Here is a 25147-nt window from a genome sequence, read left to right as displayed (position 1 = left end):
CCTGAGCCATATCAGCATCTTGGAGCGGGCAGCGGGAATCGAACCCGCATCATCAGCTTGGAAGGCTGAGGTAATAGCCATTATACGATGCCCGCATTTCTCTAACCCAAAGAACTCAAACCGCAGAGAAATATGGTGGAGGGAGAAGGATTCGAACCTTCGAAGGCAGAGCCGTCAGATTTACAGTCTGATCCCTTTGGCCGCTCGGGAACCCCTCCAGATGCCAGATTGTCACAGCGGTAATTCTGCTTGCACCCACTGTTTTTATCGCTTTTGCACGGCAAATAGACGACAGACATCCAAGCGTCGCGCATTTTATTGTAAGGATTTGGGGGATGCAACCATTGAACCTGGCAAAATACGCTTTATTGCTGGGAAGTTTGCAAAAAAGCGGCTGGAAATCAGCCAATCCTGCTGCGTCCCTTGTCGCTCCCCCACCCTTGGTGTATGGTCGCCGTGCCCAAGAAACAGTGATGACACCATGACGACAGAGCATAACCCCTATCTGCAATTCACCCGCGAACAATGGGCGTTATTGCGCGATTCGGTCCCCCTGACCCTGACCGAACACGATCTGCAGACCCTGCGCGGGATCAACGAGAAGGTGTCATTGCGGGAAGTGGAAGAGATCTACCTGCCCCTCTCCCGCCTGCTCAATCTCTATGTTAAAGCCAAACAGCGTCGCAGCCGGGTGCTGGAGCAGTTTCTCGGTCAGTCTCGCGGCAAGGGCACCTACATCATCAGTATTGCCGGCAGCGTGGCGGGGGGTAAAAGCACCACGGCCCGTATTCTGCAGGCCCTGCTGGAGCGCTGGCCGGAACACCCTCGGGTGGAGCTGGTCACCACCGACGGCTTCCTCTATCCCAACAAGGTACTGGAAGAGCGCGGCCTGATGCGCCGCAAGGGGTTCCCGGAATCCTACGACATCCGCCATCTGGTGGAGTTTGTCGCTAATATCCGCGCCGGTCACGAGAAGGTGGAAGCACCGGTCTACTCCCACCTTATCTACGACATCATCCCTGACGAGAAGAAGGTGGTAGAGCAACCGGACATCCTGATCCTGGAAGGGCTCAATGTGCTGCAAAGCGGCATGGATTACCCTCAGGAGCCCCATCGGGTCTTCGTATCGGACTTCGTCGACTTCTCCATCTATGTGGACGCCGATGCCGACCTGCTGCGTACCTGGTATATCGAACGCTTCCTCAAGTTCAGAAGCGGCGCCTTCTCGGATCCCGACTCCTATTTCCATAACTACGCCAAGCTGACGGAGAGTGAGGCAACTCGGATCGCCAGCAATATCTGGCAAGATATCAACTATCTGAATTTGCAAGAGAATATCCTGCCAACTCGTGAGCGAGCCAACCTCATCATGACCAAGGGCCATGAGCACGCCATCGAGCAGATCAAGCTGCGCAAATGATGACGGCGGTTGCCGGATAACGAAGAGGGGGCCCGCAGGCCCCCTCTTCTGTTTGGCATCATGAGCGGCCTTGCTGACCCTCAGTCGCCCCGGCGCAGGGAGAGCTCCCCCCCCAGATAGAATTTGACCCCTTCGCCCGTCTCCAGCCGCAGGGCTCCGCGATCGTCGATACCACGGGCGATACCGCGGATCTCCTGATCCCCCATCAACAGACGGACGGGGCGACCAGCGAAATGGTCGAGCCGATTCCACTGCTCGACAAAGCTCGCCAGACCGTGTTGCTCGAAGGTCTGCAGCGCCTGCTGCAGATAGACGATCATCCGGGCGGCAAGCTCATTGCGGTCGACCAGCTCGAGATTGATGTGGCGCAGCTCGGCCCAGGCCTGATCGATCTTCTCCCCTTCACGGGCCGGCATCGCCAGATTGAGGCCGATACCGATCACCAGATGACAGCTGGCACCGGCACTGCCGCTCATCTCCACCAGAATGCCCGCCAGCTTGCGGCCCTGATAGTAGAGATCGTTGGGCCACTTGAGCTCGACGCCTTGATAGCCAAGGCTCTCCAGCGCTTCAACCACTGCCACGCCGACCGCCAGACTGAGCCCCATGGCCGCCGCCATGCCTTGTTCGAGTCGCCAGTACATGCTGAGGATCAGTTGGCAACCGAACGGCGAAATCCAGGGTTTGCCACGACGACCGCGCCCGGCTGTCTGACACTCGGCCAGACAGCTCTCGCCGGAGCGCAGCTCATTGACCCGATCCAGCAGGTGCTGGTTGGTCGAGCCGATGACCGGAAAACAGTGCACCGGCGCCATCGGTGCCAGTTCCTGCAAGGTAGCCTGATCATATAGCGCCATCGGCACCGCCAGCCGGTAGCCCTTGCCGGTCAGGCTAAAGAGATCCAGCCCCAGTTCCTTGAGCGCCGCCATGTGTTTGCTTACCGCCGCCCGGCTGATGCCGAGCTGCTCACCCAGCTGTTCGCCGGAGTGAAACTGGCCGTCGCTGAGCAGGGTGATCAGGGTCTGTCTGATGGGAGTCAAGGTCATGAGAGCACCTCGTCGAGCCAGGTTTCGCCCTGCGCGCCCATAAAGCGCACCTCATGCTCCAGTGCCACGCCAAACTTTTGTTCCACGCTATCGCGGACATGGGCCGCCAGCGCGATCAGCTCCATGGCGCTGGCGCCCCCCAGATTGACCAGCACCAGCGCCTGCTCCTGATGGACGGCGGCGCGGCCGATGGCGAAGCCTTTCAGGCCGCACTGATCGATGAGCCAACCCGCCGCCAGCTTGGCCTGCCCTTCTCCGGCCGGATAGCAGGGCATCTGCGGATAGCGCGCCTTGAGCGACTCCGCCAGCGCCGCAGGCACCACCGGATTTTTGAAGAAACTGCCCGCATTGCCGAGCACGGCGGGATCCGGCAGTTTGGCCATGCGGGTGGCACAGACGGTATCGAAGATGGCCTGCGCAGAAGGTGTGTCACCGAGCGCTGCCAGCGGGCCATAGCCCAGCACCGGCTGCCACGCCTTGGGCAGTTTGAGCCCGACGGCGGTGATCAGGTGGGAATCCTGATACTCGTGCTTGAAGATGCTGTCGCGATAACCGAAGTGGCACTCTGCCGCCGCGATCCGCTCAATTTCGCCGTTCTGCCAGTTGAACGCCTCGACATAGGCACAGAAGTCGGCCAGCTCAACGCCATACGCGCCAATGTTCTGCACCGGCGCTGCACCGACCGTACCGGGAATGAGCGCCAGATTCTCCAGCCCGAACCAGCCCTGTTGCAAGGTATGGCGCACCAGCTGATGCCAATCTTCACCCGCCGCCACATGGAGCAACCAGTGATCGCCACCATCTTCAGCGGTAATCCCCTTGAGCCGGTTGAGCACCACCAGACCGAGAAAATCGGTGGTGAAGAGCATGTTGCTGCCGCCGCCCAGATTGAGGCGAGGCAACTGGTTGAGCTGTGGATCGGCACGCAGGGTCGCCAGATCGGCAACCTGCTCCACCTCTGCCAGCCAGAGGCAGTACGCATCGAGGGCAAGGGTGTTGAGCTTCAACAAGGAGGCGTTGGCATTCAGTTTCATCGGTCTATCCCGGCTTGGTGCAAGGGCGCAGTCTACCTCAAGTTACCCCATGACGAAAAACCCGAGCCCTTTTCGGGGGAATAACAGTGGTTTAGAGTAGGCGACTTCAACTGCTGAGGAACAACTCATGAACAACCAGTTTGCCGTCATCGGCCTGGGCCTGTTTGGCAGCGCGCTGTGCGAAGAGCTGCAGCGGCAAGATGCCGAAGTACTGGCCATCGATATCGACGAGAGCAAGACTCGGCAAATCGCCGCACTCTGCAATCACGTTATCGTGGCGGATGCCACTGACGAGGCCACAATCGCCGAGCTGGGACTGGCCAATTTCGATATCGTCTTCGTTGCCATCGGTGACAACCTGGAGACCAGCATCCTCACCACCCTCGTCTTGAAAGAGGCGGGCGTGAAGAAGGTGTGGGTCAAGGCGCGCGACAAGTTCCACGCCAAGATCCTGCAGAAAGTGGGCGCCGATAAGGTGATCAACCCGGAGTGGGACATGGGCCGTCGGGTCGCCCAGAGCATGCTGGACAACCGGCTGTTCGACTATCTGGAGCTGGGCCACGACATGGTGCTGACCGAGTTCGTGATCGGCCTGCAGCAGAACGGCCGGGAACTAGGCGACTTCCACCTGCTGCAACAGAGCGATTTCCAGCTGCTCGCCATCAAGCGTGGTGACGTGCTGCACAACGTGCTGACCGGCAAGATGGAGCTGCAACTGGGCGACATCCTGATCCTGGCGGGCAACAAGCACGCCATCGACCACTGGCTCGAAACCCTATGATCAACTGGCGCAGCAGCTACGCCTTCGCCCTCCATCGGGAGCAGGACTCTCGCTGGAGCGAAGCCCGGCTGATCCTCGGCAGCTTTCTGATCATTCTGCTGATTGGCACCATCTTTCTGGTACAACCCTCCAGCCACAATGGCGAGGTCACCTTCGTCAACGCTCTGTTTACCGCCACCTCGGCCATCAGCGTGACCGGTCTTGGCGTGGTGGATACCGGCACAGCCTTCACCCTGCAAGGGCAGATTTTCCTGTTGATACTGATGGAGATCGGCGGTCTGGGCCAGATGACCATGACCCTGCTGCTGATAGCCATCTTCAGCAAGCGGGTCGGTCTGCGCCAACAGGTACTGGCCAAGGAGGCGCTGGGACAGGAGGGCTCGGTCAACATCATTCAACTGGTCAAACGGATCGTGCTGTTCGCCTTTATTGCCCAGCTGATCGGCACCGGCATCATGGCGATCCGCTGGGTGCCCGAGATGGGGTGGGTGCACGGCCTCTATGTCAGCTTTTTCCACGCGGTCTCGGCCTTCAACAACGCCGGTTTTTCGCTCTTTGCCAACAACCTCATCGACTATAGAGACGACCCCATCATCAGCCTGACCATCGCCGGCCTGCTGATCCTGGGGGGGATCGGCTTTACCGTCATCGTCGATCTGGTGCGCAACCGCCGCTGGCGCAAGCTGAAGCTGCACAGCAAGCTGATGCTGCTGATGACCCCGGCCCTGCTGCTGGCCGGTACCCTGATGTTCTGGCTGCTGGAACACAACAACCCCGGCACCCTCGGCAAGGCCGGTGTCGGTGGCCAGCTGCTGGCTGCCTTCTTCCAGTCTGCCAGCGCCCGTACCGCCGGTTTCAATACCATAGATATCGGGCTGATGACCCCGGCGGCGCTGCTGTTCCTGATGATGCTGATGTTTATCGGTGCCGGTGCCACCTCGACCGGTGGTGGTATCAAAGTCACCACCTTCGCAGTCGTGCTGCTGGCGACCAAGGCATTTCTGACCAAACGGCCCCATGTCACCGCTTTTGGCCGCACCCTGTCGCCCCAGATCGTGACCCGATCGCTGGCAATCATCATCGTCAGCACCATGGTGCTGATGCTGGCGATGTTCCTGCTGATGGTGACCGAGGATCTGCCGTTCGACAAAATCATGTTCGAGACCATCTCGGCATTTGCCACCGTCGGCCTCTCGACCGGCATCACCGCCTCCCTGAGCGAGCCGGGCAAGCTGATCCTGGTGCTGGTGATGATCTGCGGCCGTCTCGGCCCCCTGACTCTGGCCTTTATGCTGGCCCGCCCGGTCGAGACCCGCATCCGTTATCCGGAAGAGAACGTCTATACCGGCTGACCGGTTATGAAAACGGGGCAGCCACTGGCTGCCCCGTTTTTTATTCGGCTTGTTGCTGCGCCTTGAGCCAGCGCCCCGGGCTCACCCCCAGCTCCCGCTCGAATGCCCGACCAAAGGCAACACTGCTGCTGTACCCCGCCCCCAGCGCCACCTGCACCATGGGCTCCCCCGTCAACAGTTGCTGGCAGGCGCGCGCCATGCGCCAGTGGGTCAGATAACCAAGCGGCGCTTGACCGACCCGCTCCTGAAACTTCGCGGCAAAGCGGGCCCGCGACATGCCGGCCTCCCGCGCCAGCGTGGCCACCGTCCAGGGTTCATCCCCACGCTGATGCATCACCGAGATCGCCTTGGCCAACTGGGGATCGGAAATACCTGCCAGCATCCCCTGCTGACACACCCCTTGCTCGACCAGATGACGCAGCAGCAGGATCAACAGTACCTCCAGCAAGCGGGAGATCAGCGGATCCTGCCCGTAGCGGGGGTGAAACGCCTCGTCAAACAGCTGACTCAGCACCGGCGTCAGGGCAGGCAACTCACGTAGCGGCAGCACCAGCGAGCCCGGTAATGCCAGCTGCAACGGCGATGCGCCCCCCTTGCCGAATGCGACATTGGCACACACCAAATCACAACCCCCCAGCGTTCTGGGTTCAAGCTTGTGAGGATGTCCCCGAGGGAACAGGATAAGGGTCGGCTCCTCGAGCAACAAGCTGCCCCCCACCCCCTCTTCACGCAGCATGACGGCACCACTGCGCAGCAGATGAAGATGTCCGCCACTCGGGTAATCATCACTGGAGGAGTTCTGGCACAGGTTGCCGGCGAAGAAGATCTTGGCTTCGGGGGAGGCATGAACCAACAGGGCAGAGAGCGGATCCATATTTGAGACGAATAGTATTTATTTGCAGACGATGAGTGATAAACCGTATCACGAATGACGGCACACTGTCTCCCGTACCTTCACAAACACACAGGAGTACATCATGAGCCGTATCCAACCCGTATCCCAACCGCAATCCGCAGCTGCCCAGACCCTGGCCACCCTGCAACGCAATCTGGGTATGGTACCCAACCTCTACGCCACCCTGGCCCACTCGCCAGCCCTGCTCAATGGCTTCCTGGGCTTTGCCGAGGCTCTTGGCAAGGGGCGCCTCACTGCCCCACAACGGGAATTGCTGGCACTGGCTATTGGCCAAGCCAACGCCTGCCAATACTGCCTCTCTGCCCACACACTGCTGGCGGGCAAGGCCGGATTCTCGGCCCAGGAGATCCGGGCTGCCCGACTCGGCCAGGCCTCGGCTCCCCTTGATCACGCCCTGTTGCAACTGGCAACGGCACTGGTCAACCAGCGCGGGGTGATCAGTGACGAGCAACTGGCTAGCGCCCGTGCCGCAGGCGTAGATGACGAGCTGCTGCTGGAGGTGCTCGGCCAGGTGGTGGTCAATACCCTGACCAACTATGGCAACCACCTGGCGGCGACCGAGATCGACTTCCCGCCCGTCACTCTGACCCCTTAAACAAGGAGCCCCCATGCAGCAACATGACAAAGGCTTTCTGGTCGCCCTGGCGGGCGTGGTATTGACCCTGCTCTGGATCGGCGTATTCAAGTTTACCCCGACAGAGGCAGCCGCCATCAAACCGCTGGTAGCCAGCCACCCCTTGATGAGCTGGCTCTATGGCCCGCTATCGGACCAGAGCGTGTCGAACCTGATCGGGCTGGCCGAGATAGTGATCGCCGTCGGGCTGGTCGTGGGCCTGTGGCAACCCCGTATCGGCTACTGGTGCAGCATGGGGGCTATCGTTATCTTCCTAGTCACTTTGAGCTTTCTGCTGACCCTGACAGGGGTCTGGAAGGTAGTCGACGGGGTACCAGTCACCGAGTTTTTCATTTTCAAGGATCTGGTGTTTCTCGGTGTGGTTATGCACTACCAGCACAGGATCCGTGCCAACTTGCCCACTTAGGCAGCCTGACAACAACGCCTTTGGCGCCCGTGATGGGCGCCTTTTTTTCGTTATGCCGCCCTGGTCTGGCGCTTGCTGGCCGTCTTGCGCGGTCGGGGCCCGCCAGTCGTGCTGGCCGCCGGACTCTTGCGTTTGGTAAAACGCCGTTTGCTGGCACCCGGAGCCTCCTTGAGCAGGGCGCTGAAGCTGGCGCCGGAGTCCTGCCGCGCCCCTTCAATCAGGCCGTTGAGCTGCTCGGTGAGCGGCCCCATAAACTGCTGATAGCTGCCGTGTCGCTCGGCGATCTGGCCTAGGCTCTGCTCCCACAGCGCCGTCATATCCGGCGTGGTGGCAGTGGCAGGCAGCGCCTGCACCAGCGCCCGCCCGGTCGGGGTCGCCTTGATGCTCTTACCCTGACGCACCAGAAAGCGGCGCTTGAACAGCAGGTCGATGATGCCGGCCCGGGTCGCTTCTGTGCCGAGGCCATCGGTGTCGCGCAGGGTCTTGCGGATCTCGGGATCCTGCACATAGCGGGCGATGCCTGTCATGGCCGCCAGCAGAGTGGCATCGGTGAACGACTTGGGTGGCTGGGTCATCTTCTCCTGCAACTCGCCCCGCTCGCACAGCAGTTGTTCGCCCTCCTTCAGAGCCGGCAGGGTACCGGCCTTCTCTTCGTCGTCATCCTCCTCCACCCCGAGCAGCGCCTTCCAGCCCGCCTTGAGGATTCGCCGTGCCCTGGCCTGAAACAGGCCACCGGCGATGCGCAGCAGCACCTTGCTGTCGTTGTATTCGAATGGGGGATAGAACTGCAGCAGATACTGTCGGGCAATCAGGCCATAGAGCTTCTCCTCGTCGGCCCCCAGCGTGGCGGGGTTGCCCTGCTTCTCGGTGGGGATGATGGCGTGGTGGGCATCCACCTTGCTGTCGTTCCACGCCTTGCTGCGGATCTTGCCGTCTGCCTCGCTCACCGCCTTGGCCAGCGCGAGCGCAGTAGCGGCGATGGCGCCGCGCACCTGCTCGGCCCGCTTGAAATGGTCGGTCGGCAGATAGCGGCTATCGGAGCGCGGATAGGTGATGAGCTTGTGGCGCTCGTAGAGGCTTTGGCAGATGTCGAGCACCCGCTTGGCATCCATGCCGAACCGCTTGGCGGCATCGATCTGCAGGCAGGAGAGGTTGTAGGGCAGCGGCGCCGCCTGCTTGCGGGCCTGCTCCTCCACCGATTCGACCTGAGCGGGCTGGCCATTGATCCGGCTCACCACCTTGTCGGCCAGCGCCCGATTGAGCACCCGCCCCTCCTCATCTTGCCACGGCAGGCAGGCTTCCGACGGCAGCCACTTGGCGGTGAAGCGCTCGTTGCCGTCGGTCAGCAGATGGGCCAGCACCTCGTAGAAGGGTTTGGGCACGAAGGCCTCGATCTCGAGATCCCGCCGCACCACCAGCCCCAGCAGCGGGGTCTGCACCCGGCCAACCGAGAGCAGCTCACTGCAACCGGCCTTGCGCCCGAGCAGAGTGTAGGCGCGGGTCATGTTGATGCCGTAGAGCCAGTCGGCCCGACTGCGGGCCAGCGCGGAGACCGCCAGCGGCACGAACTCCTTGTTGTCCCTCAGCTTCTCGAGAGCGCGGCGCACCGCAGGCGGGTTGAGATCGCTGATGAGGCAGCGCTGCACCGGCTTGGTTTTCGGGTAGCCGAGAAAGTCGATCACCTCGTCCACCAGCAGTTGCCCTTCCCTATCCGGGTCACCGGCGTTGACCACGCAGTCCGCCTGTTTGATCAGTCGCTTGATGACGGTGAGCTGGGTTTTGGTCTTGGGCTTGGCCACCAGCTGCCACTGGGCGGGGATGATGGGGAGATGCTCCATCCGCCACTGCTTGAAGGCAGCGTCATAGGCATCGGGTTCGGCCTGCTCCAGCAGATGGCCGATGCACCAGGTGACCACATCCCCTTGGGCTGTTTCGATAAAACCGTCGCCCTTCTTGTGGGGCTTGGGCAGGGCATCGGCAATGGCGCGGCCCAGCGTGGGCTTCTCGGCGATAAAGAGTCGCATCGGTAGCTACCTGCAATACTGTATATGCAGACAGTATACAACTGCCACCGCGAAAGCCCAACTGCCCCTATTCGTCGAACGGGTGATCGTGGATAGCGGCAAACAACCGCGCCTGATTGAGCAGCGGCGCATAGTGGAAGGCGTTGTCGCCATCTTCTGCCAGCAGGTAGTCGGTCAGCTGTTCGCGCACCGCCTCTTGCAGGGTCTCCAGCTTCCACGGTTTGGCCAGATAGTAGTGCAACCCGCCACGATTGACCGCTTCGACGGTGGCCTCCAGCCCCGCTTGCCCGGTCAGCAGCAGTTTGCGGCTGGCACGGGTGGTGGCACGCCGGTTCAACTCCACCAGAAAGTCGACCCCCAAAGTTCCCGGCATGATGTGATCGCAGAGGATCAGCGCCAGCTTGCCCCCCTCCTCTTCCCACTCGTGCACCACCTCCCGCGCTTCGTCGACGCTCTCGGCGGCTTCCAGTTCGAAGTGGGAACGGAACGGGGCGAGATCGTGGATCACCGCATCCAGCACCTCCCGCTCATCGTCCACACACAGGATCAGATAGTGTTTGTTCATTGCTCCTCCTTGGCGACATGGTTTGGCACGCCGCGCGATTGATGCTGGCGACGGCTCAGGCCGCATGCTCCTTGTTGTGATGAGGTTCGCCCCCGTAACCGGCCTGCCCCATGCCATCCAGCGGCAGACAGACCCGCATCCGGGTGTAATGGCCCGGTTCGGAGGCCACCTCAATCCGGCCGTGGTGCTGCTGAACTATCTGCAGCGAAACGCTCAGACCAATCCCGAGGCCGAAATGGCCCTCCCGCTTGGTGGTGAAGTTGAGATCGAAGATCCGCTGCCACAGCTCGGGCTCGATGCCGCAACCGCTATCCTCGATCTCTACCATGACCCACTCGGGATCCAGCAACCCGGTGCGAATGGTGAGTCGCCCCGGGCCGCTCATGGCATCCAGACTGTTGGCGATCAGGTTGGTCCACACCTGTTGCAGGGCGATAGGGTGACAGCGCACCAGCGGCAACGGCTGGTACTCCTTGCAGAGCTCATGATGCTTGAGGCGGTTTTCGAAAATCATCAGGGTATCTTCCAGCCCCTCGTGCAGGTCCACCAGCGAGGGCTCGGCCCGATCCTGCCGCGCATACTGCTTGAGGCTCTTGACCAGATCGCCGATGCGACGGGCACACACTTCGATATTGCGCAGGAAGCTGCCGGTCTGCTGGAACAGCTCCAGCCGGGCGAGCAGCGCCTCCCGCTCGGCGGCGGTGCGGCTGGCAAACCAGCGCTGCCAGTTCAGCTCGTCATCCAGATTCATCTGCACCGCCAGCCGCGCCTGCTGACGATCGCCAAAGCGCCCCTCCGCCAGCCGGGTCTTGTCGCGGATCTCGCTGGTCGAAACCGGCTGTGCGGTCAGCGCCTGACAGAGGGTCTGGTTGCCCAGCCCCTTGATGGGAGCAGGCAGTTCGAGATTGACCAGATCGGGGATGGCAGCCCGCAGGGTCTCGCTGCCACGGATGATGGCCGCCACCGGGTTGTTCAGCTCATGGGCGACACCGGCCACCAGCTGACCCAGCATCGCCATCTTTTCACTCTCCACCAGCTGGGCGTGAGCGGCATCGAGGGAGTTGAGGGTCTGTTGCAGCCGCATCTCGGTACGGATGCTGTTTTGCAGGCGGCGGTTGAAGTGGCGCAGCAGCAGGTTGGTAAAGGAGGGGAGCAGTTCGCTGCGCGCCTGCATCACCCGGGAGAATTGCAGCTTGTCGAGCTTGATCACCTCGGCGCCGGTCAGGATCACCCCGGTGGTAAAGGCGGGTTCGCCGGTCACGAAGGACATACCCCCCACCAGCGAACCGGTGCGGTAGTGCACCACCTCCTGATCGATCCCCTGCTCGTCCCGCTTGCGCAGCACCACCTCCCCCTTGGCGATAAACCAGAGAAAGCTGTTGGGCTCCCCCTCGCGGGTCAGCACATGGCCCGGACTGTAGTGGCGGCAGACCCGCGCCTCGTCATTGCCATCGAAAAACTGGTAGAGGCCGTCGATCACCACCCGCGACAGCTCTTCATCACTGCAGTGGGTGTAATCCATAAAACCCTGCCGATAGGCCGCCAACTGGCGATCAACGTGGACCCGCAGCAACTTCTGGTTGTCGAGCACGGCGGCATAGCTCAGCAGGTCAGCCTCGGGCTGGAGCAGCACAAAGTGGCTGGCCTGCTCGATCACCGCCCGGCGCAGGCTGCCATCGCGCCAGGGGCGTTGCAGGTAGTAGTCGAGACGACCGAGGTTGACCGCCTCGATGATCGATTTCATCTCCGGCTGGCTGCCCAACAGGATCTTGCGGCACGCCTCGTGGCGGCTGCCGAGGCGGATTAGAAAATCGGCCCCTCGCCCATCCCCCAGCTCGCTGTCACACACCACCACGGCGGGCGGCTGCCCCTTGCGGTCCAGCTCGTCGAGGGCCAGCTCCGCCGACTCCTGCCCGACCACCACCACCAGCGCAAAATGGCCGAGCAGCGGGGCCAGCTCCTGTTCGAATTCGGTCAGCAGCTGCACGTTGGCGGCGACACACAGCAGTGAGAAAGGGCTCATCGGCGACACTCCGTTGTGGCTCACTGTTCACTATATCAACGAATCTTGTGGGGTTTTGCGAGGGGGCTAACAGCTGCCAAGGAAAGTGTCAAAAGCGGATAAATACAATAAAACAGAATTTAATTCGATATTATTGTCAATAACAGAACTATGAATTGAGTGTGACTTCCATCAAAAAATATAAACCATGATGGAGGTCAACGCCTTATCCCTATCATTACTACTACTATTGGACTAGTACTATGTAGGTAATTATTGACCGTAGGAAAACGCCGCCATGATTGGAAAACTGATAAGAAAAACCTGGTTCTGGCTCCTGCTGCTCGGGGCCCTGCTGGGTGTCGCGGCACTGGGTGTCACCGTGACCGTGCTGCACAAGACCAGCTCCACCGAATTCTGCGTCTCCTGCCACTCCATGCAGACACCGCTGGCCGAGTATCAGGGCAGTGTCCACTTCCAGAACACCAAGGGGATCCGTGCCGAGTGCGCCGACTGCCACATTCCCAATGAGCCAGCCTCCTACCTGTGGACCAAGATCCGTGCAGTGAAGGATATCTATCACGAGGCGATCGGCACCCTCGACACCCCTGAGAAATACGAGGCCCACAAGTTGCGTATGGCCCAGTCGGTCTGGGACGAGCTGAAAGCCAACGACTCCGCCACCTGCCGCAGCTGCCACAGCTACGAGGCGATGGACATTCTGGCCCAGCGCCCCAATGCCCGTGCCGAACACCCGGTCGCCATCAAGGAGGGCCAGACCTGTATCGACTGCCACCGCGGTGTCGCCCACATCATGCCAGACATGAGCGGCCTGGCTGCCGCCGGTGCCAGTGAGCTGGCGCAGGCTGCGGCCCAGACCCCGGCCAACATCACCACCCGTTACGCCATCGCTACCACCCCGCTGTTCCTCGATGCCGCAGCCAAGACCGACGAAGGCACCCTGATGCCCTCCACCAAGGTGGAAGTGCTGGCCAACGAAAACGGCCGCGCCAAGGTGCAGATCGAAGGCTGGCAACAGGATGGTGTGAGCGAAGTGTTCTACGCCGCACCGGGCAAACGGATCCTCAGCGTACTGGTCGGCGATGCCGCCAAGAAAGCGCTGGTCACCGGCCAGAGCGAAACCGACAGCGCCACCAACCTCACCTGGCATCAGGTCAAGCTGACCGCCTGGGTCGACCAGAGCCAGCTTATCGGCGATCAGGGTAAGCTGTGGCAATACGCCTCCACCCTGATGTCCAACAACTGTACCGGCTGCCACGGCCTCACCGCGCTGGATCACTTCAATGCCAACCAGTGGATCGGCGTCATCAAGGGGATGGAGTCTCGTACCTCCCTGACCCCGGAACAGGCTCGCATGTTGACCCAGTATGTCCAGAAACACGCCAGTGACATGAGCGCGGCCCACTAAGGCTGGCACAGAGGAAAACCGTTATGACTTTTTTCAATGACAAGAAGACCAATCTGTCCCGCCGCAACCTGCTCAAAGGGCTCGGCGCCTGCGCAGCCCTGCCCCTGCTCGGCGGCATTTTTCCCAAGAGTGCGCTGGCGCAAGCCATCAGCACCGCATTGAGCCAGTTCCCGACTCTGGTGCCCGCCCAGAAGGGCATTCTGACTGGTGCCCACTGGGGTGCGTTCGAGGCGATCGTCGAAGATGGCCGCATGGTGCGCGTCCAGCCGGTAGCCGATGATCCGGCGCCGAACGATCTCATCGACATGGCGCCGTTCCAGGTGCACGCCAAAAACCGCATCAAGTACCCCATGGTGCGCAAGAGCTGGCTGGAGCATGGTCCGGGCGCCAAGCCGGAGCTGCGCGGCGCCGACGAGTGGGTGCGAGTGAGCTGGGACAAAGCGATCGAACTGGTGGCCGGTGAAATCCAGCGCGTGCAGAGTGACTTCGGCCCACAGGCGATCCACGCCGGTTCCTACGGCTGGAAGAGTGTCGGCATGTTCCACAACAGCCGCACCCTGCTGCACCGCCTGATGAACCTCTCCGGCGGCTTCACCGGTTATGCCGGTGACTACTCCACCGGCGCGGCTCAGGTGATCATGTCCCACGTGATGGGCTCCATCGAGGTGTACGAGCAGCAGACCGCCTGGCCCAACGTGGTCGAGAACGCCGAACTGGTCGTTCTGTGGGGGGTCAACGCTCAGGTGACCCTGAAGAACAGCTGGAACATGCCGGATCACGAAGGTCAGGCCGGTTTCATGGCGCTGAAAGAGAAAGGCACCCGCGTCATCAGCATCGATCCCGTCTACAACGAGACCGCCAAGTTGGTCGGCGCCGAGTGGATTGCCCCGAACGCCTACACCGACGTGGCCATGATGCTGGGTGTCGCTCACACCCTCTACAGCGAGAAGAAGCACGATCAGGCCTTCCTCGATCGCTACACCGTCGGCTTCGACAAGTTCCTCGCATACCTGCTCGGCAAGGATGACGGTCAGCCGAAGAGTGCCGAGTGGGCGAGCACTGTCTGCGGCGTCGATGCCAAGGTGATTCGCCAGCTGGCCCTCGACATGGCCGCCAAGCGCACCATGATCATGGCCGGTTGGGGCATGCAGCGTCAGCAGCACGGCGAACAGCCGAACTGGATGCTGGTGACCCTGGCTTCCATGCTGGGCCAGATCGGCCTGCCGGGCGGCGGCTACGGCTTCAGCTACCACTACTCCTCCGGTGGCAGCCCCACCGCCAAAGGCGGCATTCTGGCCGGTATCTCCGCCGGCAACGCACCGAAGAACAGCCCGGCACCGATCCCGGTGGCCCGCATCGCCGACTGTCTCGCCAATCCGGGCAAGACCATCGACTTCAACGGCCGCAAGGTGACCTATCCGGACATCAAGCTGGTCTACGTGGCGGGCGGCAACCCCTTCCACCACCATCAGGACACCAACAACCTGCTGCTGGCGTGGCGCAAACCGCAGACCGTGATCGTTCACGAGCCTTACTGGACCGCTACCGCCAAGCACGCCGATATCGTGCTGCCGGTCACCACCAGCTACGAGCGCAATGATCTGGAGATGGGGGGCGACTACTCCCAGCGCTATGTGTTCCCGATGCACCAGTGCGTGCCGCCCCAGCACGAGTCCCGCAACGACTTCGACATCTTCAGCGCCATCGCCGCCAAGCTGGGTGTGCAGGAGCAGTACACCGAAGGGAAGGACGAGATGCTGTGGCTCAAGCAGATGTACGACGGCATGGCGGCGCAGGCCCGCGGTGCCCGCGTTGCACTGCCGCCGTTCAACATGTTCTGGGAGTCCAACAACTACATCCGCTTCCCGATCCCCGAGGCCAACCGCCAGTGGATCCGTCACGCCGATTTTCGCGAGAACCCGCTGCTCAACCCGCTCGGTACCCCGTCCGGCAAGATCGAGATCTTCTCCAACACGGTAGCCGGGATGGGTTATGCCGACTGCGCCGGCCATCCCAAGTGGTATGAGCCCAAAGAGTGGGTGAAGAGCGAGGTGGCGGCGCGCTATCCGCTGTCGCTCAACACCTCCCACCCGACCCAGCGGCTGCACTCCCAGCTCGACAACACTCCGCTGCGGGACAAGTTCGCCATCGCCGACCGCGAGGCGATCATGATCCATCCGCTGGATGCCAAGGCTCGTGGTATCGCCCAGGGGGATCTGGTGCGTGCCTTCAACGAGCGCGGCCAGATCCTGGTGGGCGCCCTGCTCTCCGAAGATGTGCGCCAAGGGGTGGTGCGGATCTGCGAAGGGGCCTGGTACGACCCGGCCAAGCCGGGCGAAGCGGGCAGCATCTGCAAAAACGGCAACGTCAACTGCCTCACCTTCGACGAAGGCTCGTCCAGTCTGGCACAGGGCAACTGCGGCCACATGGCCCAGTTGCAGATCGAGAAGTACACAGGACCTGTGCTGGCCAACACCGCCCACGCGGTACCGGCCAACGGCTAAGGCGATTGCCACCCAATAAAAACGGCGCCATCAAGGCGCCGTTTCTTTATCTGTCTGCCAAAGAGCACACATAGTCCGGACAGATTTAAAAATCCCCCTCTTCCATATACTCCTGCGCGCACTCCACCAGCTGCGGCCACAGCTCTTCCGGCACCCAGGCGTCCGGGTCATCTTCATCGCCATCGTACTGGCTCCAGAAGTAACGGCGCAGACCGGAAGCAAAGTCGTCGCTGATCTCCGCCAGCTCCGAGAGTGGCCCCAACCAGGCGATGCGGCGCAAGCCGGAGGCGAGATCGTTGATAGCATCCATCAGGGTGCGATCGTCAAAGCTCTGCTCCACCAGCAGGGTGAAGCGCTCACGCGCCTGTTCGGTCTGCTCCTCGTCCAGCTCGCCCACATCGGCCAGCAGATCGACATAATCTTCCAGCAGATAGGCAATCAGGCCATCCCGATCTTCAAACCACTGGATCTGGGCGCCCTTGACCCCCAGTACAGAGGCATCGAATGAATCGTCAAGATGGCACAGGGCCCACGGATCGTCGGTCATGGTTCTCTTCCTCAGGCTAAAACAAATGCCATATCTTATGCCTAGCTCTCGACCCTTGCCACCTTGGGCAACGAGAGGGAGGCGGCCAGCCCGCCCAGTTCGGCGCGGCCCATAATAAAGCTGCCTCGATAGGCTTCCGCCAGATCGGATACGATGTTGAGACCGAGACCGGAACCCGGCACCTTCTCGTCGAGCCGCACCCCGCGCAGCACCGCCTTGGCGATCTGATCCTCGCTCATGCCGGGGCCGTCATCCTCGATACGCAGGGTGATCCAGCCCCCCAGCTCGGCGCTGGAGATACGCAGCTCGCTGGCTGACCACTTGAAGGCGTTCTCCAGCAAATTGCCCACCATCTCGTCGAAATCCTGCTCCTCCACCCCGACCGCCAGATTGGCGGGCACCTGCAGATCCACCGTCTTGCCCGGATAGAGGCGGGAGAAAGCGCGGCAGATATACTCCACCCGCGCCCGCACCGGGGTCGACACCCCGAGGATCTTGGCAGCGCCGGTCACCCGCGCCTTGCCGAGGTGATAGTCGATATGGCGCTGGATCTGGTCGAGTTGCTCGCCGATGGCGGCCTGATCCTCCGGCGGCAACTGTGCCACCTGATTGCGCATGATGCTGAGCGGCGTCTTGAGGGCGTGAGCAAGATTGCCGGTGTGGGCACGGGCCCGCTGCAGCAGCTCGCCGTAGTGGTGCAGCAGCCGGTTGATATCCTCCACCAGCGGCTGGATCTCCAGCGGATAGCGCAGCCGAAATCCCTCCTGATGACCCTCGTGAACCCGCCCCAGTTCACGGCGTAGCAGGTGCAGCGGCCGCAAACCGTAGACGATCTGGAACATGAAGCCGAGCACCAGACCGGCGGCGGCAAAACCGAGACCGAGGAACAGGCTGATGCGGGTTTTCTTCAGGGTCTGGATCAGGGTGCTGCTGTCCTTGGCCATCACCAGGGTAAAGACCCGATCCGAACCGGGCAACAGCACGGTACGGGTCATGATCAGCAGCGGCTCCTTGTTGGGTCCCTTGCCAAAAAAGAGGTCAGGATCGCCAAAGGCAGACTTGAGGCCATGGCTCACCAGATGGGTGTCCCACAGGGAGCGGGAGCGGCCCACCACATTTTCCCCCAGTTCCAGCTGCCAGTAGTAGCCGGAGTAAGGTTGGCTGAAACGGGGATCGGCCATCGGTTCGATCACCACAGGCAGACCACTCTTCTCCACCTCCAACCGGGAGAGCAGATCGTAGAGTTGCAGGCGCAAGCCGTCAGCCTCTGCCTCCTGCCAGTAGTTGCGCATCATGGTCTGCAGGCTGAAGCCGGTAGCGAACAGAAACAGCCCGCACCACACCAGCGCAATGGCAAGCAGCCGCCCCCGAAGGGTTCGGACCAACCTCATTCGTTGATCCGGTATCCGAGACCACGCACTGTCTCAATCAAGTCTGGATGGGTCTTCTTGCGGATCCGGCCGATGAACACCTCAACGGTGTTGGAGTCACGATCGAAATCCTGGGCATAGATGTGGTCGATCAGCTCGCTGCGCGATACCACCTTGCCCCTGTGCTGCATCAGATAACCCAGCACCCGGAACTCGTGGGCGGTCAGCTTGATGGGGGTCCCTTCGTACCACACCTGGGAGGCCGCCATATCGAGCCGCACCCCGCCAATCTCCAGAACGGAGCTGGCATTGCCGGCAGCCCGTCGCACCAGCGCATGGACCCGCGCCACCAACTCGGCCACCTGGAACGGCTTGGTGAGGTAGTCATCGGCACCGGCGTTTAGCCCCTCAATCTTCTCGTGCAGTTGGCCACGGGCGGTCAGCACCAGCACCGGCGTATCGATCCCCTTGCTGCGCCACTCCTTCAACACGCTCAGGCCATCGCGTCCAGGCAGGCCGAGGTCGAGAATGATGGCATCGTAGGGTTCGGTCTCGCCGAGAAAACCGGCCTCGTTGCCATCATGGCAGAGGTCGGTGACAAAGCCGGAGAGGCGCAACTGCTCAGCCAGCTGGCCGGCCAGGATTTTTTCATCTTCAACAATCAGAATTCGCATGAACAGATTTCCACTCTGGGGTTATTCATCATCCTCGATCGGAGAGACAGGCGGTTCGAACAGACGCTCCAGGTGGTGGCCCTTGGCCCACACCAGCTCAAGGTTGTCGGCCCGATAGGCTACCTTGATCACGCTGTTTTCCCGATCGATGACGCGCAGTTCATAGAGCCAGATACCATCCTCTTCTCCCAGATCCACCCGCAACACCCGTACCGGCAACCTGGCCGCCACCTCCATCATTTCATGGAAGGGCCGAACCCGTCCCTCATGGACAGCTTGCTGCAGCTGGGCTTCATCAGGCGTGACCGCCTGTGCCAGCACCGGCAGCAATAACCCGAGCAGAGGGAGCGCTCTATTCATGGATGATTCATCTCCAAAAACCTAACATAATGGCGTTTATAGTCTGCCAGCCATGAATCCGGAATGAATATGATCCCGCGCAGTTTCCTGCTGATCCTTTGCCTGTTGAGCGCCACAAGCTGGGCGGCACAGAGCCGTCTCGACATGGCCGGGCTGGTCAAACTCCTGCTGGCGCAAGGGTATCACGACATTCGGGAAGTGGAGCTGGAAGGGGACAAATTCGAGGTCAAAACCCTCAATCGCCAGGATCAGACGGTATATCTCATCATTGATGCCTACACAGGCGAGATCAAACAACAAGAGGCCGATTAGGCCTCTTTTGCGTTCCAGCGTCCTCGCATGGGGCGCAGCAGCTTCTCCCGCCTCGGCCAAAGCAGAGCGCAGGCCAGCAGCAGGTAGATGAGGGGCTCCCCCCAACCGCTCTTGAGCGACCACCAGTAGTGCACCGGCACCAGCAGGGCTACCGCATAAACCCAGTTGTGTAGCTTCTGCCATGCTGCGCCCATTCTGCGCTGCAATGCGGGCAGCGAGGTGATACTGAGGGCAGCCAGCAGCAGCAGGGCCACCATCCCCACCACTATGTAGCTGCGCTTGACCAGCTCGCCGCCAATCAAGCCCCAGTCAAACTGCAGATCCAGTCCCAGCCACGCCATGAAGTGGAGCAACGCCCAGGCAAAACACCAGAGCCCGAGGGGGCGGCGCAGCTTGATGAGCGGCCCCTGCCGCCAGCGCTTGGCCAGCGGTGACACCAGCAGGGTGAGCAGCAGCAGGTTGAGCGCCCCCTTGCCGAGGTAGTGGATAAGCTCGGGCACCGGATCGCCCCCCAGCAGACCTGCCGGAATGGCAAAAACCAGCCAAAGCAGGAAGCCGAGGGAGCCCAGATGCACCAGCGCCCGCAAGCCGCTAACATGGGCCGGTTTCAATCTCAGTACCATTGGCGCAGATCCATCCCCTGATAGAGCGAGGCGACTTCGTCACCATAGCCGTTGAACATCAGGGTCGGCTGACGCTTGGCGCCAAACACTCCACCCTCGCCGATAAAGCGCTCGCTGGCCTGACTCCAGCGCGGGTGATCCACCTGCGGGTTGACGTTGGCGTAGAAGCCATATTCGTTAGGAGCCAGCAGGTTCCAGGTGGTCGGAGGCATCTCCTCTACCAGCCGGATCGAGACGATGCTCTTGATGCTCTTGAAGCCGTACTTCCACGGCACCACCAACCGGATCGGCGCGCCATTCTGGGCGGGCAGGGTCTTGCCGTAGAGCCCCATCGCAAGGAAAGAGAGAGGGTGCATCGCCTCGTCGATACGCAGACCTTCCACGTAGGGATACTCGATGCCGCCCCCCAGACTGGAGGCCTGCCCCGGCAGCTGTTTCGGGTCAAACAGGGTCTCGAAGGCGACAAACTTGGCGCGACTGGTGGGCTCGGCGCGGCGGATGATCTCTGCCAGCGAGATGCCGTTCCAGGGCAGTACCATGGACCAGGCTTCAACGCAGCGTAGCCGGTAGATCCGCTCCTCCAGCTCGCTCTTGTTGATGAGATCCCACACATCTAGGGTAAAGGGCTTGGCCACCTCCCCCTCCACCTTGAGGGTCCAGGGTTCGGGCTTGAGGTAATGTGCGTTGCGAGCCGGGTCGGACTTGTCGGTGCCGAGCTCATAGAAGTTGTTGTAACTGGTTGCCTTCTCTTCCGGTGTCAGCACCAGATTGGCCGGGCGCTCCGCAGGCTTGCTGTTGAGCGGCTGGGTGGCTAATTGGGGAGCATCCTCTTTACCGCGCAGCAGATCGAGTACACCGGCCTGAGTGGGAAACGCCAGGGTGGCCGCCCCCAGACCCAGCCCCTTGAGAATGAGGCGGCGGTCCTGATAGACGGCTTCCGGGGTGACATCCTGTTCGGTGAGGGGGTGGGCGGTACGACGCTTGATCAACATGAAAAACTCCCGGGGCTGAGTGAGGCACTATGGATAAGACCCGCCCCGGCAGATTTTTATTTCACACAAGATTACATTATGTGGTGCAGAGGCAGCGCCTTGGCCATATTTCCGACCAGAAACAGGACTACGAACACCAGTAGGGGAACGATCACATTGGGCGCCATCAGACTCACTCCATGAGCAGGACAGGGCCTCTAACTATGGTCGAGTGTCAGGCCGGTCACCAATGAATTTTTTTCGCGAGCGCAAGCGTATTCCTGAGTTGAAAAGAGTGATGCAGATCACACACAATTCCGCCCCCGCTTGCCGGTCCGATTGCCGGAGGTAGGCTGCCCCTTTTGCGAAGCCAACTGAAGAGTCGCCCCATGAGCCCACTGATCGCCATCGCCCTCACCACTGGAATTCTCTCCGCCGTCTGGGGCTGGATTGCCGTCGCGTTCGGCCTTATCTCCTGGGTCGGCTTTCTCGGCTGCACCAGCTATTTCGCGTCAAGCGGTGGCTACAAGGCGCTGCTGCAAACCATCTTCTGCAACACCAGCGGCATGCTGTGGGCACTGCTACTGATCCATGGCGACAGTCTGTGGGGGGCGGGTGTGGCGGGTTATGTGATGACGGGGGTAGTCGCAACCCTGATGTGCGTGCAGGCCAAGCAGCAGTGGCTCGGCTACATTCCAGGCACCTTTGCCGGTTGCTGTGCCACCTTCGGGGCGGCTGGCGAGTGGCGGTTGATCCTCCCCTCCCTCATCATCGGCGCCTTGTTCGGTTACCTGATGAAGGCGAGCGGCTTATGGCTCTCCCATAAAACCCAAAAAGCCGATGCTGCTCCGGCAGCGATTGATCCCGCCTGATTTATCCCTTCGATTTGAAGTTTGCTGCCTCGATACCGTGCCGATTCAATAGTTTGTAAAAATCGGTACGGTTTCTGCCCGCCATGTTGGCCGCCAGGGTCACATTGCCCTCGGTGGTGCGCAGCAAACGGATCAGATACTCCTTCTCGAATTCTGCCCGCGCCTCGTTGAACGAGGGGATGCCGCCGCCCCCACCACTCAACGCGGACTCCACCATGGAGACCCCGATCACCGGACTGCAACAGAGGCTGGCGAGTTGCTCCACCAGGTTGCAGAGTTGACGCACATTACCCGGCCAGGCGGCTGCGGCCAACATCGCCAGCGCCTCCGGTGAGAAGCCCATAGCCGCACAGTCGCTATGGCGGCAGCGATAATCATCCAGCGCCTGTCTGGCAAGCAGCGGAATGTCCTCACTACGGGCACTGAGAGAGGGCAAAGTGATGTTGGCAACGTTAAGACGGTAAAAGAGATCGTCCCGAAAGCGCCCCTCCTCCATCGCCTTGACCAGATCCTGATGGCTGGAGCTGAGCACCCGTACCTCAGGCGTGCCCTGGCCATACTCTTCCATCACCTGCAGCAGCTTGGCCTGCAAGGATTCAGATAAGCTGCCAATCTCGTCAAGAAACAGGGTCGCCCCCTTGGCCTGCTCGAACAGACCGGATTGGCCATCTTCACCAAACAGTTGCAGATCGAGGGAAGCCCAGGGAATGGCGGCGCAGTTGATGGTATAGAGCGGCTTGTCGCACCGCTGGCTGGCCTGGTGCAACGCCTGCGCCATTGCCCCCTTGCCGGAACCGGATGGCCCCATGATCAGCACAGGGACCTCCATAGTGGCGATGCTGTGGGCCTGAATCAGCAACTGTTCCAGCTGGGGGTTGCGGGTCAGGATCAACGACTGCCACTCCTGCTGCTGTTTCGGCCGGGTCAAGCTGAGCGCATGTTCGATGGTGGCCAGTAGTTCGTCCTTGTTGATGGGTTTGGTCAGAAAGCTGAAGACGCCGGAGCGGGTGGCCTGAATAGCGTCCGGTATGGTGCCGTGGGCAGTCATGATGATGACCGGCAGCCCCAACCACTGGGCCTGGATCCGCTCGAATAGAGCAAGGCCATCCATCCCCCCCATCCGCAAATCGCTCAACACCAGATCGGCCCGCTGCTGACGAAGCCGATCAAGGGCTCCCTCCGCACTGTCGGCGGTATCCACCTCATAACCCTGACTGCGCAGCCGCATGCTCATCAGTTTGAGCAGGCTGACGTCGTCATCCACCAACAGGATCCGGCTCATGGTATAGCCTCACGATTCTCATTCAGCTTGCGCTGGTTGAGCTGGTCGTCAATTGCAGTCAGCTGCTCGATCTGACGACGCAGCCGCTGGATCTCCTGACTCTGATCATCACGCCGGCTGTCGCGAGCCAGCAACTGCTCTCCGAGAGCGATCCAGCTGCGCAAAAAAGCCTGTGCATCAAGACCCAGCTCGGGCAGCATCTGCTTCAGGCGCACCAGCCCGGCGGTGCGATTGGCCACCGATTCGGCCGGGTGGGAATCCACCATCGCCAGACTGACCCGGCTCTCAAGATCTCCCGCCCCTTTCAGGCGTTGACGCTCCTGCACACGCTGCTGGGGATGGCTGGCCAGCAACCAGTCGGAGTATTGCAGACGTACCTGCATCTCCTTGTTGGCAAACTCCATCCGCTTGGCAAAAGCGATATCGGAGGAGTTCTGCTGCTCGTGCTGTGGCAGCAGGCCGCAACCCGCGAGCAACCCCATCATCAGGGCTGGAAATACGCGCTGTATCTTCATAGTTCTCTTTTCAACGTCAACCTGAAGCAGACATCTGCCTGTTCATCTCTTACCAGAACCAACTCACCTCCGAGGCTATGGGCAGACTCACGGGCGATAGAGAGGCCCATACCAGAGCCTTTCAATACACCTTGCCGCACTGTACTGCCCTGTTCGAAGGGTTCAAAAATACGTTGCTGATCGGCAGCAGGGATCTCTGGCCCCTCGTTGGCTACCTCCAGCCAGCTTATCTGTTTGTCCTGTCCTGCCCTGATCCAGATATTGCCCCCGCTGGCGCCGTAACTGACGGCATTGGAGAAGAGGTTATCGAGGATCAGTCGCAGCCGGTAAGGCTCCGCCCACAGGGCAACCGGCCCAGTCGGCAAGTGTACACGGATCTGCTTGGACTCCAATGCAAGCCGATATTCCACGATGAGTTCTGACAGCATGGGCTGCAGGGGAACGGACTCCAGCTCGAAGGCTTCCTGCTGGCTGAGGCGATTAAAGTCGAGCAACCGCTCGATCAGGGTCTGCAGACGACGGCTACTCTCGTCAAGCATCTGACAGATCTCCAGCTGATCCGGCGTCAACGGCCCGACCAACTGCTCGCAGAGCAGATCCGAGCCTTCCCGCAGCACTGCCAACGGGGTCTTGAGCTCGTGGGAGACATGGCGCAGGAACTGGTATTTCTGCTGCTCCAGCTCCTTGAGTTTGTCGTGCAACCAGAGGATCCTCTCCCCCAGCAACACCAGCTCGGCAGGGCCATCGACCGGATGAGGATCGGGCTCCACCCCCGCCCCCAGACTCAAGATGCGCGACTCAATCTGTCGTACCGGGTGGATGATGAGGTAAGTGAAGATAAAGACCAGCAGCAAGCTGATGGCTGCCACGGCACCGCTCACCCACCAGAGCTCCCTGGTCAATCCGGCGATGGTGAGACGTACCCGATCCATGTGCTCATCAACCCGGCTGCGGGTAACCATTTCGAGCTGCTTGTTTGCATCGTTAAACAGCTCTAGCTTGTCGCCAGCCACTGCCGCTCGTGCCAACGCGGCATCCTGCAAGCTGTCGAGCCAGGCCAGCCCCTGGTCGAGCCCGCTATAGAGCTGGCCGTCGGAGATGGAGTTGCGATGCTCTGCCAGCAATACCCGATACCCGTCGAGTTGCTGCTGATAGCTGGTGAGGCTGCGGCGATCCCCCAGCACCGCGAAGCGGCGCAAGGTACGTTCAATGTCGATAACCTGCGCCGTCAGCAGGGTGGCGCGACGGGTATCCTTGACCGCCCGTTCCATCTCGTCACTGGTGAGCTGGCTGAGGTGGGCAAGGGCAGTACTGTTGTGCCAGATCATCCCACCCAGCGGCATCAGCACCAGCACGAATCCCATCAATACCACTTGCAGCAGGGAGCGTGGGCGAACCTTGGTCATCATCTCTTCTCTTGCTTTCTCACCGGTGCGCCAGCATAGCCGCAGCGCCCCGAAAAACAAAACCGGCCAACGGGCCGGTTTGGATTATCTGGATTGTGATGA

The 25147-nt window shown here is 61.1% G+C and carries 25 protein-coding genes and 2 tRNA genes; 10 read left to right on the top strand and 17 right to left on the bottom strand.

Features of this window, described 5'->3' with window-relative positions; genetic code table 11:
- Positions 1 to 20: 20 nt before the first annotated feature.
- Positions 21 to 95 (bottom strand) — tRNA-Gly (locus G5171_RS14640).
- Positions 96 to 133: 38 nt separating this feature from the next.
- A tRNA-Tyr gene (locus G5171_RS14635) sits at positions 134 to 218 on the bottom strand.
- Positions 219 to 335: 117 nt separating this feature from the next.
- Here G5171_RS14635 and G5171_RS14630 point away from each other — a divergent pair.
- Positions 336 to 485: a hypothetical protein gene (locus G5171_RS14630; protein WP_157188376.1), complete on the top strand. Its 150-nt coding sequence runs from the start codon at positions 336 to 338 to the stop codon at positions 483 to 485.
- Positions 482 to 1420 (top strand): type I pantothenate kinase, encoded by a 939-nt coding sequence (gene coaA, locus G5171_RS14625; RefSeq protein ID WP_421260366.1) that lies wholly within the window; start codon positions 482 to 484, stop codon positions 1418 to 1420. Before G5171_RS14630 ends, coaA begins: the two co-directional genes overlap by 4 nt.
- A gap of 80 nt (positions 1421 to 1500) precedes the next feature.
- Here coaA and birA read toward each other — a convergent pair whose 3' ends face one another.
- The gene (birA, locus tag G5171_RS14620; RefSeq protein WP_216979944.1) at positions 1501 to 2466 is read right to left on the bottom strand and encodes a bifunctional biotin--[acetyl-CoA-carboxylase] ligase/biotin operon repressor BirA; all 966 of its coding nucleotides are present in this window, start codon (positions 2464 to 2466) and stop codon (positions 1501 to 1503) included.
- Positions 2463 to 3500: a UDP-N-acetylmuramate dehydrogenase gene (gene murB / locus G5171_RS14615; protein ID WP_421260365.1), complete on the bottom strand. Its 1038-nt coding sequence runs from the start codon at positions 3498 to 3500 to the stop codon at positions 2463 to 2465. The genes birA and murB overlap by 4 nt, the downstream gene beginning before the upstream one ends.
- A 127-nt stretch (positions 3501 to 3627) precedes the next feature.
- On the opposite strand from murB, the gene G5171_RS14610 reads away from it, so the two are divergent.
- Both G5171_RS14610 and G5171_RS14605 read left to right on the top strand, forming a co-directional pair.
- Complete coding sequence (locus G5171_RS14610; protein ID WP_421260364.1) at positions 3628 to 4281, top strand: potassium channel family protein; 654 nt, start codon at positions 3628 to 3630, stop codon at positions 4279 to 4281.
- Positions 4278 to 5633 (top strand): TrkH family potassium uptake protein, encoded by a 1356-nt coding sequence (locus G5171_RS14605; RefSeq protein WP_421260363.1) that lies wholly within the window; start codon positions 4278 to 4280, stop codon positions 5631 to 5633. The genes G5171_RS14610 and G5171_RS14605 overlap by 4 nt, the downstream gene beginning before the upstream one ends.
- A 40-nt stretch (positions 5634 to 5673) precedes the next feature.
- On the opposite strand, the gene G5171_RS14600 is transcribed toward G5171_RS14605, so the two are convergent.
- The gene (locus G5171_RS14600) at positions 5674 to 6507 is read right to left on the bottom strand and encodes a cupin domain-containing protein (RefSeq protein WP_421260362.1); all 834 of its coding nucleotides are present in this window, start codon (positions 6505 to 6507) and stop codon (positions 5674 to 5676) included.
- A 103-nt stretch (positions 6508 to 6610) separates the two neighbouring features.
- On the opposite strand from G5171_RS14600, the gene G5171_RS14595 reads away from it, so the two are divergent.
- Both G5171_RS14595 and G5171_RS14590 read left to right on the top strand, forming a co-directional pair.
- Complete coding sequence (locus tag G5171_RS14595) at positions 6611 to 7144, top strand: carboxymuconolactone decarboxylase family protein (RefSeq protein WP_421260361.1); 534 nt, start codon at positions 6611 to 6613, stop codon at positions 7142 to 7144.
- 13 nt (positions 7145 to 7157) lie between these two features.
- Complete coding sequence (locus G5171_RS14590; RefSeq protein WP_421260360.1) at positions 7158 to 7589, top strand: DUF417 family protein; 432 nt, start codon at positions 7158 to 7160, stop codon at positions 7587 to 7589.
- A 50-nt stretch (positions 7590 to 7639) separates the two neighbouring features.
- On the opposite strand, the gene G5171_RS14585 is transcribed toward G5171_RS14590, so the two are convergent.
- From G5171_RS14585 to G5171_RS14575, 3 genes are all read right to left on the bottom strand, one after another.
- Complete coding sequence (locus G5171_RS14585; RefSeq protein WP_421260359.1) at positions 7640 to 9613, bottom strand: DNA topoisomerase III; 1974 nt, start codon at positions 9611 to 9613, stop codon at positions 7640 to 7642.
- A 67-nt stretch (positions 9614 to 9680) separates the two neighbouring features.
- Positions 9681 to 10178, bottom strand: coding sequence for a response regulator (locus G5171_RS14580; protein ID WP_236347921.1), 498 nt, complete (start codon positions 10176 to 10178; stop codon positions 9681 to 9683).
- 55 nt (positions 10179 to 10233) lie between these two features.
- The gene (locus G5171_RS14575) at positions 10234 to 12201 is read right to left on the bottom strand and encodes an ATP-binding protein (protein ID WP_421260358.1); all 1968 of its coding nucleotides are present in this window, start codon (positions 12199 to 12201) and stop codon (positions 10234 to 10236) included.
- A gap of 277 nt (positions 12202 to 12478) precedes the next feature.
- Here G5171_RS14575 and G5171_RS14570 point away from each other — a divergent pair, with 277 nt between their 5' ends.
- Both G5171_RS14570 and torA read left to right on the top strand, forming a co-directional pair.
- On the top strand, positions 12479 to 13609 hold the full coding sequence (locus G5171_RS14570; RefSeq protein WP_421245168.1) for a NapC/NirT family cytochrome c: 1131 nt from the start codon (positions 12479 to 12481) through the stop codon (positions 13607 to 13609).
- Between the two features lie 23 nt (positions 13610 to 13632).
- Positions 13633 to 16113 carry a trimethylamine-N-oxide reductase TorA gene (gene torA, locus G5171_RS14565; protein ID WP_421260357.1) on the top strand — a complete coding sequence of 827 codons (2481 nt, stop codon included), beginning with the start codon at positions 13633 to 13635 and terminating at the stop codon, positions 16111 to 16113.
- Positions 16114 to 16198: 85 nt separating this feature from the next.
- Here the strand turns inward: torA and G5171_RS14560 are convergent, their stop codons facing one another.
- From G5171_RS14560 to G5171_RS14545, 4 genes are read right to left on the bottom strand one after another with little or no spacing between them, the layout of a single operon-like run.
- Positions 16199 to 16660: a hypothetical protein gene (locus G5171_RS14560; protein ID WP_005341871.1), complete on the bottom strand. Its 462-nt coding sequence runs from the start codon at positions 16658 to 16660 to the stop codon at positions 16199 to 16201.
- Positions 16661 to 16701: 41 nt separating this feature from the next.
- On the bottom strand, positions 16702 to 18051 hold the full coding sequence (locus G5171_RS14555; RefSeq protein ID WP_236347911.1) for a sensor histidine kinase: 1350 nt from the start codon (positions 18049 to 18051) through the stop codon (positions 16702 to 16704).
- Positions 18048 to 18704 (bottom strand): response regulator transcription factor, encoded by a 657-nt coding sequence (locus tag G5171_RS14550; RefSeq protein ID WP_005341873.1) that lies wholly within the window; start codon positions 18702 to 18704, stop codon positions 18048 to 18050. Before G5171_RS14550 ends, G5171_RS14555 begins: the two co-directional genes overlap by 4 nt.
- Positions 18705 to 18725: 21 nt before the next feature.
- Entirely contained in the window at positions 18726 to 19064 is a 339-nt protein-coding gene (locus tag G5171_RS14545; protein WP_139741269.1) for a PepSY domain-containing protein, read from the bottom strand.
- 63 nt (positions 19065 to 19127) lie between these two features.
- Here G5171_RS14545 and G5171_RS14540 point away from each other — a divergent pair, with 63 nt between their 5' ends.
- A complete protein-coding gene (locus G5171_RS14540; protein WP_139741270.1) occupies positions 19128 to 19376 on the top strand; it encodes a PepSY domain-containing protein in 249 nt (82 codons plus the stop codon).
- On the opposite strand, the gene msrQ is transcribed toward G5171_RS14540, so the two are convergent.
- Complete coding sequence (gene msrQ, locus G5171_RS14535) at positions 19373 to 19999, bottom strand: protein-methionine-sulfoxide reductase heme-binding subunit MsrQ (protein WP_216979935.1); 627 nt, start codon at positions 19997 to 19999, stop codon at positions 19373 to 19375. The two genes, G5171_RS14540 and msrQ, sit on opposite strands and share 4 nt — an antisense overlap.
- On the bottom strand, positions 19990 to 20991 hold the full coding sequence (msrP, locus tag G5171_RS14530) for a protein-methionine-sulfoxide reductase catalytic subunit MsrP (protein WP_216979934.1): 1002 nt from the start codon (positions 20989 to 20991) through the stop codon (positions 19990 to 19992). The genes msrQ and msrP overlap by 10 nt, the downstream gene beginning before the upstream one ends.
- Before the next feature lie 368 nt (positions 20992 to 21359).
- Between msrP and G5171_RS14525 the strand changes: the two genes are divergently transcribed.
- A complete protein-coding gene (locus tag G5171_RS14525) occupies positions 21360 to 21842 on the top strand; it encodes a DUF1097 domain-containing protein (RefSeq protein WP_421250895.1) in 483 nt (160 codons plus the stop codon).
- 1 nt (position 21843) lies between these two features.
- Here G5171_RS14525 and G5171_RS14520 read toward each other — a convergent pair whose 3' ends face one another.
- From G5171_RS14520 to G5171_RS14510, 3 genes are read right to left on the bottom strand one after another with little or no spacing between them, the layout of a single operon-like run.
- Positions 21844 to 23124, bottom strand: a complete 1281-nt coding sequence (locus G5171_RS14520; protein ID WP_337073301.1) for a sigma 54-interacting transcriptional regulator — start codon at positions 23122 to 23124, stop codon at positions 21844 to 21846.
- Positions 23121 to 23639 carry a hypothetical protein gene (locus tag G5171_RS14515; RefSeq protein WP_337073300.1) on the bottom strand — a complete coding sequence of 173 codons (519 nt, stop codon included), beginning with the start codon at positions 23637 to 23639 and terminating at the stop codon, positions 23121 to 23123. The genes G5171_RS14520 and G5171_RS14515 overlap by 4 nt, the downstream gene beginning before the upstream one ends.
- Entirely contained in the window at positions 23636 to 25045 is a 1410-nt protein-coding gene (locus G5171_RS14510; protein ID WP_005341889.1) for a sensor histidine kinase, read from the bottom strand. Before G5171_RS14510 ends, G5171_RS14515 begins: the two co-directional genes overlap by 4 nt.
- Positions 25046 to 25147 lie beyond the last annotated feature (102 nt).

This window comes from Aeromonas sp. 600774 (genome assembly GCF_049175075.1).
Taxonomy (GTDB): domain Bacteria; phylum Pseudomonadota; class Gammaproteobacteria; order Enterobacterales; family Aeromonadaceae; genus Aeromonas; species Aeromonas veronii_A.
The sequence above is the reverse complement of the archived record's forward strand: the minus strand, read 5'-3'. Positions and strand labels throughout refer to the sequence as shown.